Annotated in this window: 11 protein-coding genes; 7 read left to right on the top strand and 4 right to left on the bottom strand. The window is 64.8% G+C overall.

Going from position 1 to position 12892, the window contains the following annotated elements:
* On the bottom strand, positions 1–1313 hold a 1313-nt coding region (locus tag ACFYL4_RS15230), incomplete at its 3' end, for a pentapeptide repeat-containing protein (protein ID WP_387518840.1).
* 903 nt (positions 1314–2216) lie between these two features.
* Complete coding sequence (locus ACFYL4_RS15225) at positions 2217–2771, bottom strand: hypothetical protein (protein WP_387518839.1); 555 nt, start codon at positions 2769–2771, stop codon at positions 2217–2219.
* 386 nt (positions 2772–3157) lie between these two features.
* Between ACFYL4_RS15225 and ACFYL4_RS15220 the strand changes: the two genes are divergently transcribed.
* The 7 genes from ACFYL4_RS15220 to tyrS all read left to right on the top strand — a co-directional run bounded on the left by ACFYL4_RS15220 (position 3158) and on the right by tyrS (position 10987).
* Positions 3158–4285 (top strand): anthranilate phosphoribosyltransferase, encoded by a 1128-nt coding sequence (locus ACFYL4_RS15220; protein WP_387518837.1) that lies wholly within the window; start codon positions 3158–3160, stop codon positions 4283–4285.
* Positions 4282–5523 (top strand): glycosyltransferase, encoded by a 1242-nt coding sequence (locus ACFYL4_RS15215; RefSeq protein WP_387518836.1) that lies wholly within the window; start codon positions 4282–4284, stop codon positions 5521–5523. The genes ACFYL4_RS15220 and ACFYL4_RS15215 overlap by 4 nt, the downstream gene beginning before the upstream one ends.
* Positions 5523–6593, top strand: coding sequence for a hypothetical protein (locus ACFYL4_RS15210; RefSeq protein ID WP_387518835.1), 1071 nt, complete (start codon positions 5523–5525; stop codon positions 6591–6593). Before ACFYL4_RS15215 ends, ACFYL4_RS15210 begins: the two co-directional genes overlap by 1 nt.
* Before the next feature lie 113 nt (positions 6594–6706).
* Positions 6707–7402 (top strand): HAD family hydrolase, encoded by a 696-nt coding sequence (locus ACFYL4_RS15205; protein WP_387518834.1) that lies wholly within the window; start codon positions 6707–6709, stop codon positions 7400–7402.
* Entirely contained in the window at positions 7399–8430 is a 1032-nt protein-coding gene (locus ACFYL4_RS15200) for a zinc-binding dehydrogenase (RefSeq protein WP_387518833.1), read from the top strand. Before ACFYL4_RS15205 ends, ACFYL4_RS15200 begins: the two co-directional genes overlap by 4 nt.
* A 24-nt stretch (positions 8431–8454) precedes the next feature.
* Positions 8455–9489, top strand: a complete 1035-nt coding sequence (locus tag ACFYL4_RS15195) for a hypothetical protein (RefSeq protein WP_387518832.1) — start codon at positions 8455–8457, stop codon at positions 9487–9489.
* Between the two features lie 82 nt (positions 9490–9571).
* Entirely contained in the window at positions 9572–10987 is a 1416-nt protein-coding gene (tyrS, locus tag ACFYL4_RS15190; protein ID WP_387518831.1) for a tyrosine--tRNA ligase, read from the top strand.
* 351 nt (positions 10988–11338) lie between these two features.
* Here the strand turns inward: tyrS and ACFYL4_RS15185 are convergent, their stop codons facing one another.
* Together ACFYL4_RS15185 and ACFYL4_RS15180 are read right to left on the bottom strand one after the other, a co-directional pair.
* On the bottom strand, positions 11339–11533 hold the full coding sequence (locus ACFYL4_RS15185) for a DUF397 domain-containing protein (protein WP_387518830.1): 195 nt from the start codon (positions 11531–11533) through the stop codon (positions 11339–11341).
* 9 nt (positions 11534–11542) lie between these two features.
* Positions 11543–12412, bottom strand: a complete 870-nt coding sequence (locus tag ACFYL4_RS15180) for a helix-turn-helix domain-containing protein (RefSeq protein ID WP_387518829.1) — start codon at positions 12410–12412, stop codon at positions 11543–11545.
* Positions 12413–12892 lie beyond the last annotated feature (480 nt).

The following is a 12892-nucleotide window of genomic DNA, read 5'->3' as shown; positions in this document are numbered from 1 at the left end:
AAGAAGGACACCTCGCTGCCCGTGAACTGGGTCTCCTCGAAGGACACCCTCCCTTCGGAGAGCCGGACCCCAGCGAAGGAGATCTCGCCGCCGGAAAGCCGGGCTCCGAAGAAGGACACCTCACCTCCAGTGAACACGGCCTCATAAAAGGACACCGCGTCGTTGTGGAGTCGGGCGCCTTGGAAGGACACCGTCCCGCCGGAGAACTGGGCCCGATGTAATGTCACCCTCCCTCCGGTGAACTCAGTTCCCGAGAAATCCACCAGACCACTAGTGAACTGAGCCCTGGCGAAAGCAACCTCTCCGCCAGAGAACTGGGCTAGGGCAAAAGACACGGTTCCGCCAGTGAACTCGGCTTCGGCGAAGGACACCAATCCATTGGTGAACTGTGCTCCGATGAAGGACACCTCCCCTTCAGCGAACCGGGCTGCCTTGAAGGACACATGGCCGCCGCCGAAGTGAGCTTGGGACAGGTCTCCGCCGTCGAAGGCGACACCAGTGAAGTCGTAGTCCTTACCCCTCCAACGGGTGGGCTCGCGTAAGTGGTTGCCGATGACTCGGATGATGGTGTGGCGTACTTGACGGAAGGAAGCGCACTCCAGCTCGCGCTCGCGGTGCTCCTCACGCCGGGCCTTGGAAGCGTTCTTGGGCAGTGCCTTGGGGGCGGGAGAATAAGGCATGCGCAGATAGGCACACAGCACGTCGATTACCATCTGCGCCAAGTCCTCACGCCCCTCGGGGGCGTCATCAGCCAGGTGGGCGAGCGCGTGTACACCGGCCAGGCGGACTGCGGCGTGCTGGCTGCCCAGCTGCTCGCTGGCGGTGGTGAAGCGTTCGGTGAACAGCTTGGTGATCTCACGCTGCTCGCCGTTCTCAGCGGTGCGCTGTCGCCGGTAGGCGATCATCAGCAACGCCACACCACCCAGACCGGCCACGACGGCGAAGGCACGGGTTGCGATGGCGTCTAGCTGATTGGGCGAGAGGCGTGGGAGCTCCCCCAAGCTCGGGGAACCCAGGACGAGCCAGACCACGAGCACGATCCCGCCGACCGCAGCGATGGCAACGACCCAGGCGGAGATGATCAGCCACCCCAACCACAGAACACTCCCGTGGGCCCCGGAACGGGCCAGGATGGCTGAGGCCAGCAGGGTGGCGGCAAAAAATAGTCCCCACAAGATACGGCTCAGGGGCAGGGTCTCGGGCGCCAGGTTGGCCAGGAAGGGGGCCAGCGGCCATGCGGTGAGAGCGAGCGCGGGTAGGGCCGCTGTTGCGATGGCTATCGCGGTCCACTGACGGGGGGTGGGGGAACGCATAGCCGCCACGGTAGACCGCCCAGCCCTTCAGAGGTCAGGGATTTCCGTGCTCGGCCAGCGACGACGCACCGCCTCAAGCAGTACGAGAGTCAGAGGAGCTTGATGTTGACGGCCCCGGGGATATCAGTGGATCGGTCACCAACTTGGGTTTTGGCAATGATCCTCTGGACTGATCACGAAGGGTCACGAAGTCCGTAGTCCTAGGCTGCGTAAGAACTCCGTTCGTCCCTCGTCGCAACCGATCTCTCGACCCCAACGCGTGACGGGCTGTCACCACGTCACAAGATCAGTGCCAGAACCCACACTCACGAACAGAACCAAAAGAGGTCGTGCTTCCTGCCCTGAAAACCTACAGGAAGCCAAGACACACGCGATAACCGGGGCCCTGCTCGCCCCTGAAGCATGAGGGACTGCTTCCGAACATGAGGTCATGACCAGATCGATCGAAGATCCACACGCGACCAACAGCCCATGATCGACAAGGGTTGGGCACGGACATCTCCATGGTCGCAGCCGCTGTCATCATCACGGCCGTCAGCACTTGAAGCGGGGGCTTCCAAGTTTGCTTCATGTGAGCTGGTGAAGATAGGTAATTCGAACACCACGCATAAATCGAACGCTGCGGTTATGCGTGTGCGCATAGGTTGTCCCGACTGTTTGCGGGACGCTGGTGACTCCGAGCCATCGACGGGGAAGAGGCCCAGTGACACCAGAGCCGACCGACACCACTACGACCTTGGAACGGGCGAGCCGTTTACATCAAGAAACGCTTGATCGACCCGTCGACCTGACCGGTGACGCGGACTCCGCCCACACGGACTTCGGCGTCGACGGTTGCGGACCCTCAGCGGCCGTCGGCTCTGGATGGCCCGGGACTCTTCACGCGCCATCCACGAGAGGGCTTCAACGGTCTGGTGAGGCCGCGAGGCGATCGAGGTGGTCGGCGACCAGGCGGTTGTGCCGAGCGTCGGCCAGCGCGTGGTGAAGATCCGCCGGCTGCTCGGGAAGAATCGGGTCGCCCAGCCGTTCCGCCTCCTGTTTGAGGTCGTTGGTGCGCATCGGAATTCCCTCGGGCATATTAACCATCGGGCCAAATAGCCAGGTCAAAGCTACGTGATCGAAGGACGCGAACCACGCCCACAAACTGGGTCGTGGTGTAACCGAGATGAACGCCGCTACCTCGTCCGCGATCACCGAACGCGGCTTGACCGAGTCATCCACGCTGTCCAGTATGAAACCTTCGTTTCCGGATCCGTTGATCAGTGGCAAATGGGGGACTACGTTTTCGCGCAACCAGGGGTTGTTCAAGACGCGTTCCCCGTCGACGTCCTCGTTGACCGCGTAGTACTCGACACCGTCCTCGCGAACCAGTCCGATCGAGATGAGGTCCAGGCGCGCCCCGTCCTCACAGAACTCCGTGTCGTAGAAGATCCGCATTTCAACCCCCAGCAACTTCATGGCGAACGACTGAACAGGTCATACTCCCTCTTCTGAGTATCGCTGCTGAGGCCGACTGATCACGGCACCGGCACGCGGAGGTTCAGAAGAAGGATGATCCTCGCGCACTCAAGCGTCGAATATTCTTCCTAGTCAAAAGCGGTGATCTCGTGACGTATAAAAAGGTTCAAAGAATCCAAGGGGTGTTCGGTTCATCGTTCCGCCGTCATGGGAGACGCAGGATTTCTCGGAGCGTCTCCGGTCTGGCTTGGGATCATTTTAGTCCGGAGGGAATCTCGTATTCTAGATTCAATGCCTTCCCTGTAAAATTTCCCTACTTCCTGAGTTCATATTCCTTGTCTGCTTAAGCGCGACCCCATTACCCCCCCAACGCTGAAGGAGATACGATGCACGCCGTGAGACCGGCCACGTGCGCCGATGAGTACCCGCAGGTAAATGGAAGCGCTCCGGAAACCGCACCACCGGCGATGCTTCGTGAAGCGATCTATCGAATCAGTCTGGGGTCTCCGCTGCCGCCCGGTCTGCTGACGGGATCCCTGACCGAGCTCCTTGGGCTGAAGTCCTTCACGAAGGACCACCTCCTGGCTTCCTTGATGTCCGGACTGATGGCTCGCGGACCCATCGAGAGCGAGGTCACGGAGCTCGTCCGAGCGGCACTCCTCCTCGACACGGTCGCTCCAGCGACCCCTCGGGACCACGGCGTCCAGGGGCTCGTGGTACTCGCGGGCAGTGGCAAGAAGGGGCTCAAGACGTTCAACATCTCCACGTCCAGCGCCATCGTCGCGGCGGCCGGGGGCGCCTCCGTGATCAAGGTCGGTTCCTACGCGACGTCCTCGATCATGGGATCCCGAGACTTCGCCTCACGGATGGGCCTACGGCATAGCCGAACCAGTGGGGCCGCGTTGAGCGCGGTGCGACGACACGGGTTCGCCTTCGTTCCGGTGGAGGAGACGATCCCGACCCTGGACAGCGTCTACGGGGGGAGGTTCCACGTGCTCACCCCCTTCGGATTCGGGCTCGCTGGTCTTGCCTCACCGGTGGTCGGTGACAAGCTTGTCTTCGGTTTGTCGCACCCGAGGGTGGACCTGGCCGCGTCGGTGCTTCGCCAGCTCGGTATACGAGACGCGGTGGTGGTCGGATCACAAAGCCGTGCCGGCTACTTCTCGGACGAGTTGGGCGTGGGTGACTCCTCGCTCCTGTGCGAGCTTCGGGACGGCGAGGTCGGTGAGACGCGGTTCCTTCCAGCGGAAGCCATGCCCGGGGCGAGGGCGGTCCGAAGGGGTGAGTTGAGCGCTCCCGAAACCCCTGACGAGGCACTGCGATGGGCGGTGGAAGCGTTGAGGGGGCGAGGAAACCCACAGCACGTCCACGTCGTCGCACTCAACGCGGCCCTGGTCCTGCGTGCCGCCGGGTGTGCCGCTGATCTGGAAGAGGGGTATGAGCGGGCGCGGCGCGTCATCATGGACGGCCAAGTTGCGGAGAAGCTCGCGGAACTGCGGGGGAATCGGTCATGAGGCCCCCGGGAACGTCTGGGGTGCTGAGCGCGGACCGTGTGATGTGGATTCCCTACGCACAGCGAGGAAGCATCTATCCCGTCGTACCACTGGTCCAGGAGCTGCGTCGGCGAGGAAAGGACATCCTGCTCCTCGGGCCCGGCCGGTTGGAGCCCCTGTCCAGAACGCTGGGAGTCGGCTTCCGTTCCTACACCTCGGGCATCTCCTACGACTGGTCCGAACGAGGGAAGTCCGACGAACACGCCTTGGGCCCGGAGGTCCTCGGCCGGTCATGGCTCAGCGAGCGCGTACGCGCGGAGTTCCTGGAGGTCGAAGACGCGATGTCCTCGTTCGATCCCAGCGCGATTCTGGCTGATTCCTTCGTGGTCGGTGCGGGCCTGGCCGCCGAGTCCCGAAACATCGCTTGGGCCTCCTACGTGCACTACCTCTTCGACGAAAGTGCTGAGGTGGACGCCATGTACAGAAACTGGTGGGAGAGTCATGGGCCGGAGCACGAGGCCTATCGTCGTTGGTGGGACGACTTGCGCGGCAGCGTGGGCGTGGGTCCTGAGCCCCGTCCCCCAGGGGACGCGTCCTGGTTGCGGATGTCGCCGCACCTGACGTTCCTGCTCGGGCACCCATTGCTACGTCGGGGGAGGCGTGAACTCCCCCGCTACGTGGCGCGGACCTCGTTTCCTCCATGGGACGAGAACGAAGCGGACGCCGACTCCGGGGCATGGTCGAGCAGGACACAGAGGCGCCCAAGAGTCCTCGTCGCCAACAGCTCCGCTTGGCAGGACGACTTCGCCCTGGTGCGTGAGACCCTTTCCGCTCTGGCGGATGAGAACGTGGACGTCGTCGCCACCGTGGCCGCCGAACACGACTTGGACGCCGACGTTCCTCCCAACGCGGTCGTGTCCGGTTACAGTTCCCACACCCGGCTGCTTCCCCACGTGGACGCCGTGGTGTCCACCGCCGGGTACGGGCTGGTCAGCAAGGCCTTGTGGTGGGGGTGCCCTCTGGTGCTGGCACCGCGCGGCCGTGACCAGCACTACGTCGCAGACGCGGCTTCGAGGGCCGGGTGTGGAGTCCGGATCCCGTGGCCACCCGATCCCAACGAACTGCGCGGAGCGGTGAAGACGGTGACCGGTTCCGCGCTGATCCGGGAGCGAGCACGCCGGCTCTCCGGTCCCATATCGGGCTACGCCAGCCCTGGACGAGCCGCCGAGATGCTGCTCGACCTGGCGAGGAGGCCGTGATGACTCGCCTCAAGGTGGCGCACGTCCCCGCACGCACCCCGTACGCTCGCAAACTCACCAGCGAGCACGTACGGGTCCTCAACGGTTCCGAGGGGGTGCCCCGGGACCTCACCCTGAAGCACGTACTCGCACGACGCCCCTTCAACTGGTTCGACGTACTGCACCTGCACCACGTCGAGTTCGACGACCTGGCCGTTCTGAGGCTCGTGCTGTCCGAGTGCGCTCGTGCGGGGAGGCGCGTCGTGTTCACCGCCCACGACGTGGCGCCGGTGTTCACCTCACGGCGGCCGTACCAGCGCAAGCTACGCACGTTGGTTGAGTGGAACGTCCCGTTCATCTGTCTGACATGGGGATCCGCGGCCGAACTGCACGCGAGGCTGGGACCCTCCGTGCGTACGGTCGTCGCGCCGCACGGCTACGTGGTCTCGCCCGACGAGCTTCCGGCACCGGCTAGAGGGGCCAAGCACCGGTTCCGGTACCTGATGTTCGGGTCGCTGCGCGAAAACCGAGACGTCCCCACGGTGCTTCACAACTGGAGGTTCGGACGGCAGCAGCGCGAAACGGAGCTCCAGATGCTGTTACGAGCTCCCGCACCGGTCAACCTCGAACACGACGGAGAACGCCCGGTCTGGGACTTGATCTCGTCGATGGCGGTGGCGGAATCCCGTCTGAAGGTGGACATCGCCCCCTTCCCCACCGATGAAGAGGTGGCCGACACCGCTGTGGGTTGCGACGCGCTGATACTGCCCTACAAGTGGGGCACGCACTCCGGCCAGCTCGAACTCGCCTTCGACCTCGGTCTCCTGCCCATCACCTCCATGGCCGGATACCTGTACGAGCAGTACCAGCAGCATGAGGGGCTGGCACCCGAACCCGTGTGGTTCGACTGGTCCGACGGCAACGCGTACTCCTACGGCGAGCGGTTCTTGAGGGCCCTGGACCGAGCCGTCACCCACGGGGACACCGATGACTCCACGAATCGGCGCGCGGACTTCGCCGAGCACCGCCGTGCGGAACACGAGAAGGTCATGGCCGTGCACCACGACCTGTACGAGCGCCCATGGACGTAGCTCGCCGTACCCGTAAGCCCCGGAGACCCCGAATGGTCGGCTCTTCCGTGAGTGTTCGGAACCGCACCGCTCAGCACTCTCGACAGGGAAGCAGCAGACACGGAAGGAGAAGGATGACCTCGACCCACCAAGGCGTCGTCTTCGACCTGTTCGGCACACTCGTGGACGCCCCCACGGGTGAGGACCGGCGCGCCATGGCGCAGGCGATCGCGACCGTCACCGGAGCCCATCACGAAGCCGTCGAGACGCTCCTCGTCGACAGCTGGGCCGAACGCCACGACGGGCGGCTGCGGACCCGGGCCTCACTCGCCTCCCACCTCGCGCGCCGCTGCGATGCCCCGAGCATGACCAGCGAAGTTGATCGGCTCCTGGGGTGGCGAGCGGCCGAACGGCTGGAGGCCGACGACAGTGTCATCCACCTGCTGCGCGGCCTTCGAGCGCGAGGCATGAGGCTCGGGGTGCTGAGCGATGCTTCCGCCGACATCGCCCAGGAGTGGCCCCACTGCCGCTTGGCCCAGGTCGTGGACGCCGCGGTGTTCAGCTGCCAAGCCCGACGGACCAAACCCCACCCCGACCTCTACGCCCGCGTCAGTGCCCAGCTGGCCATCGCCCCCGGCCGGTTGTCGTACTGCGGGGACGGAGGAGGAGACGAGCTGAGAGGCGCCGTCGCGGTCGGGCTCCGAGCCATCGGAGTCCGACGCAGAGGTGGCTCCGGAACCCTGGCGTTCGGCGTACGGCACTGGAACGGTCCAATGCTCGCGCGGGTGGAGGACCTCCCAGGCTCCGCTCTGTTCGGGGAGGGCACATGAGGCACGTGCACCCCCGCACGGGGACCTGGAGCGTCCTCGATGGTCATCTGCGATGGCGGACGCAGGAGCCTCCGAAACCCGGGCCGGACGAGGTCCTGGTGAAGGTTGCCTTCGCGGGAGTCTGCGGCAGCGACCTCGCCAAGCTCAACCGCTCACCCATCCCCGTTTCCGATCGCCGATGGTGCCCCGGACACGAGGTCACCGGGTGGGACATCAAGGGCTCCTCGGCCCGCCCCGTGGTCGTCGATCCCCTCATCCCCTGCGACCGCTGCGTCCGCTGTTCCCGTGGCGAGACCCACTTGTGTCCAGCGCTTCGGCGTCTGGGGTGGGACCTTCCAGGCGGTTTCGCCCACTTCCTCACCGTCCCGCGAACCGCCGTGACCGAGTTGCCCGAGGATGCGGACCTGGTGTACGGAGTCCTGGCCGACCCCTTGGCCGTCGCGATCCACGGCCTTCGCTGTGCCCTACCCGCCACCGTCGGTGGTCGTCTGGCCGTCATCGGCTCAGGCGCTGTGGCGATCTGTACGGCGGCCTACGCCGTCCACCTCGGGTGGCACGTCAGCCTGTTGGTGCGTGACACGTCCAGGGTGGCGGTGCTCCAGGACAAGCTCGACGCCACCCTTGGCCTGGTCGGCGCCTTCCCGTGCTCGCGCTTCGACGCCGTGGTGGACGCAGCCAGCGGGCGCGACGCCCAACCACTGGACACCGCTCTCTCACTGGTCCGGGACGGAGGCCACGTGGTGGTGCAGAACGCCTACGAGCCCGGTGTCCGTCTCGGCCGGGACCTGAGGGACGTCTTCCGTCGTTCCCTCACCATCACCGGGTCGTTCTCCTTCTGTCGCCGAGTCGGCCACGACTTCGCCGACGCCCTGCACCTCCTCGCGGCGCGACCGGCGTGGGCGGCGATACTCACCCATGACCGCTATCCCCTCCACGAGCTCCCCGAGGTCCTTGGACGGATGCGTACCTCCGACTCCGACCGACCCCTCAAGGCAGTGCTCACACCCGAAGACGCCACCGCTTCGTGACGAACCTCGAACAAGGAGGCCCCGTTGTCCACACCCCCCGTGTTCTACTCCGAGGACTACTACCAGAACGTCGTGCGGGAGTTCGGTTACGACACCTTTGATCTTCGGCGGTTCGACTTCTCCGTCGCCGGCATCGAGCGCGACGAGCTGAACCTCCGTTACCTGTGTCACCACTCGGCCGACCGATTCGTCACGACCGATATCCGTAGACGGATCATCACCACGGGGTTCGGCATGTCGGGGCCACCCCACATGGCCAGCGCCTCGCAGATCATGAAGATGGTCCGCCTGCAACAGGGCGGCGAGGCGTGCCAGATCGTCCTCGGGGACATGGACGCCTACAACGGTCGCACCCGTTCCTACGGGTTCACCCGTGAGCTCGCCGAGCGGTTCCGCACCTTCGCCACGCGGCTGGGGTTCGACGACGCACGCGGGGTCCTGCGTGATCAGGCCACCAGCACCGACGTGTTGACGACCATGTACCTGTTGGGCCGCTACACCGAGGACGCTGACTTCGACGCGGCCGAAGAGGACAACCACCCCTACTACGCGTCGAGGGGTCTCGTCGACGAGACCATGACGTTTCGCCGTCGGTTGTCCCTCGCCCTCATGGCCGCGGACTTCGTCTCCCTTGGTCAGAGCCACGACGCGGTCCTGGTCCTACTCGGTGTCGACGAGCACAAATATGTGCGCTTCGCACAACAAGTGAAAGAACGTTTCGACGAAGATATCCCGTTACGCGGTGATTTTTTACTGTCCGCGATCTACACCCGAATGAACCTGGGGTTCCACGGGCACCCAAAGTCCTCCAAGAGCATTCCAGGATCAGGAATCACCGTGGAGTCCGACGCCGACGAGATCCGGCGCTTGGTCACGTCGGACCACACACGAGAGCCCGCGCTGTCGCCCGTGTTCCAACTCATGTACCAGATGACCTACACCTCCTACGAGGAGCTGATGATCATCCACCAGTCCTGTCGAGAGGGATCGCGGCGATGGGACACGGAAAAAGGTCGGTTCGTCGACTTCCTCGTGCACGTCAAAGAGCTGTGGCCGTGAGACGGAACAGCACGTGGGAAGCTCCCCGGTACACTCTGACAGCGATCAAACGACCCATTCCCCATTCCCGTGCAAGGACGCCATGACACGCCTCGGTGAATCCATATCCCGCGCCCTCGGCCTGCTTCGGCAGGACCTCTCCTCGGACGAACTCGTCGAGGCGCTGCTCGCCGAGAGCGCCGTCCGAAGGAACTTGGACCTGTCCGACCTCGGCCCCGTCGAACAGGCGGAGTTGATTGCCAGCCGTACCGTCGAGGTCCTCCCCTCCGTTGAAGGACTGAGCCAGCGCATTGAGTCGGCGGGCTCCGAGGGGCGTCCCCTGATCGTCAAGCTGGGCATCGATCCCACCTCGGCCGACGTCCATCTGGGACACGCTGTACCCATGCTCGTCCTGAGCCGATTCCAGCGCATGGGCCACCACGTCGTGCTGATCATCGGCGACATCACCGCGAAGATCGGGGATCCCTCCGGGCGGTCCAGCGACCGACCGGCCCTGACCGACGCCGACATCGCTCGGAACCTGGCCACTTACCGGGACCAGGTCAGCCCGTTCTTCGACTTCGCCCGAGCGGACTTCCAACACAACAGCACGTGGCTCGCCGAGGTCCGCCTCCCCGAACTGATCGAGATCCTCGCCCAGGTGCCGGTGTCGATGTCGCTGCAACGCGAGGACTTTCGCACCCGCCTGGAGCAGGGCCAAGGGCTCAGCACCGCGGAGTTCATCTACTCGGTGGTCATGGCCATCGACTCGGCCAAGATTGACGCCGACATCGAACTCGGCGGTGTGGACCAGCTGCTCAACATGCAGATGGGCCGCAAGGTCATGGAGATCACCGGGCAGAAGCCCCAACTCGTCGCCGCGATGCCGCTGATCGAGGGCACCGACGGCACCGGCAAGAAGATGAGCAAGAGCATGGGCAACTACATCGCCCTCAGCGCCACACCCGAGGACGTCTTCGGCAAGGTCATGTCGATCCCCGACCGTTTGGTCGCCCCCTACCTGAGCGCCTGGACCGAGTGGAGCGATCAGGAGATCGGTGTCGTCACCGCGCGGATCGAGGACAAGACGCTGCACCCGATGGACCTGAAGAAGGTTTTGGCTGGTGAGGCCGTCGCCGCGCTGCACGGGGTCGAGAGCGCGATGGCTGCCCGTGCCGGATTCACGGCCCAGTTCTCTCGCCGGACGTTCGGTGCCGTCGAAACGCTACCGGTCATCAGCACGAAAGCCGCGGAGGAGGCGGTCGGAGCCGTACTCGCTCGGACCTTGGAGTTCACTCCGAGCATCTCGGCGGCCCGCCGCATCGCCAAGCAGAACGGTCTTCGCCTCGTCATCGAGACCGGTGGTCGCCAGGACGCCGTTCCGCTCGCTGAGGACGACGTTCAGCGGTCCTTGAACGAGGTGGTGGCCAAGGCCCTCAGCTCGGGAGACCATTCATCGGAGGATGTCCAGGTCTTCTTGAAGGCAGGCCGCAAGGTCGCTCGGATCGAGTCCACGTAGCAGGGGCGCGGGCGCGGACGAGGCGTTCGGTGGTCAACCGCGGTTACGCGCCTCGTTTCGGGGTCGCGTCTAGACAGATGAACTCGCTTCCAGAGAGCGTGGCGCGGATTCGCCGAACTCACACAGAGGGCTCGCCGCGTGGCCCAGGGCAGGATGGTTGGCCTTGACCCGTCTTGACCCTGCGGTGAAGGCGTTGGAGCGAGCCCCGCTGAACGCCGAGACCCACCAGACGGGGTTCTTCGACGGCACGCTCGGGGCCTCAAGTGTTCTGGGCGCGCGGGATACGCGTCCGGAACCGCCGCTGAACGTTCCTTCCCTGCTCGCTCTGGATAAGAGAGGGACTGTGTCTGACTACCCGGCGGCGGGGCGGAGGAAGGCCCGCCACTCCGTTGCCGGGAAGCCGAGCGCCGCCTCGCTGGGGTGCACCGAGTCGCGTACGGCGACAGCGGTCTCACCACCGTGGTGCTTGACCTCGACGCACTGGCCGTGGCCGCTGCTGTAGCTACTCGTGAACCACTCGCCGGTCTCCGTGTCGTTCTTTCTCATCCCGTCCTCCTAGTCTTCTGCCGTCATGCCCGCGGCCACCGTCCCGATGAGTTGCCTCGACTCGTCTGGGCTGAGCGCCACACCGATCAACTGTTCCAGGATGAGTGAGTACCGGTCGACCTCGACGTCGCCTTCGAGGAAGAGGTCGCCAGCCATGCTGTCGATGTAGACCACGGCGGGGTCGGCCGGCTCGGGGAAGTCGATCAGCACGAACGACCCGGGCATGCCCGGGTGGGCACCCGACTCGAACCTGATGACCTGTACCTCCACGTGCGGCAATTTGGCCATGGTGCCCAGGTGGAGTAGCTGTTCGCGCATGACACATGGACCGCCCACGACACGGCGGAGCACCGCCTCGTCCACGATGGCGCGCAGTCGGAGCGGTTCGGTTCCGTGCAACAGCTCTTGGCGTTGGAGACGGGCACGGACACGGTCCTCGACCTGCTCATCGGTGGCGAGGGGAACCGTCCCCCGGATGACGGCCCGAGCGTAGTCCTCGGTCTGGAGCAGACCGGGAACGAACAAGGACTCGTAGTTGCGGATGGTCCGGGCCTCGGACTCGAAGAGGATGTAGTTGGTGTACTCCGTTGGCAGTTCGGAGGGGTACGTCTCCAACCATCCCTGCTTGCCCGAGTCCTTGGTCAAGGCCAGCAGTTCTTCCCGCTCGGCCTCGTCCACCCCGTAGAGGTCACACAACGTGTGCAGGGTGCGGAGCTGGGGGCGGGCCTGGGCCGACTCGACGCGGTAGAGCGTGGAACCGTTGATCCTGGTCGCCGCGGTGACGTCCTCGCGGCTGAGACCAGCTGATTCGCGGAGCCTGCGCAGCTCGGCGGCCAAGCGTCGCATGCGCAGTGTGCGTGTGGGTTTCTTCGCTGGCACGGTCAGGCTCCTTCGTCGCTGGGTGTGGCTCCCGATGGTCGATGGCGCTTCGGCCCAAGCTATCCCGGTTTCTCAATTAGTGCGAATGCATACCTTGCATTCTCTGAGTTGCGTAGTCATCATGGCTTAGGCAAGGAGGCGTCCAGGATCGACGCCATCACTTCGCCGAGAGGGCTTGCCATGGTTGTGAACACGCCGGTCCGGGACGGCACCGCTGCCCCCGGGACGATCCGGTTTCCGAGCTCGTGCCAGTGCGTCTGCGACTTCAGGCTGGTGGAGGGCCGCCGTCCCGCCAGACTCGCTCGCAAGGTGGTCCAAGTTCTCCTGGGAGGGTTCGGTGTCCCCGCCGACCAGGTGTTCCAGATCGAGGGGGCCGTCTCCGAACGGCGAATTCTAGGAGTCGTCGCAACACGTAAGGTCAGTTGCTCGTTGTGAGCAGCTTGGCGAGGCGCTCGGCTGGGGTATCCCAGCCGAGCGTTT

Origin of the sequence: Nocardiopsis sp. NPDC006938 (genome assembly GCF_042869555.1) — a bacterium.
GTDB lineage: Bacteria > Actinomycetota > Actinomycetes > Streptosporangiales > Streptosporangiaceae > Nocardiopsis.
The sequence above is the reverse complement of the archived record's forward strand: the minus strand, read 5'-3'. Positions and strand labels throughout refer to the sequence as shown.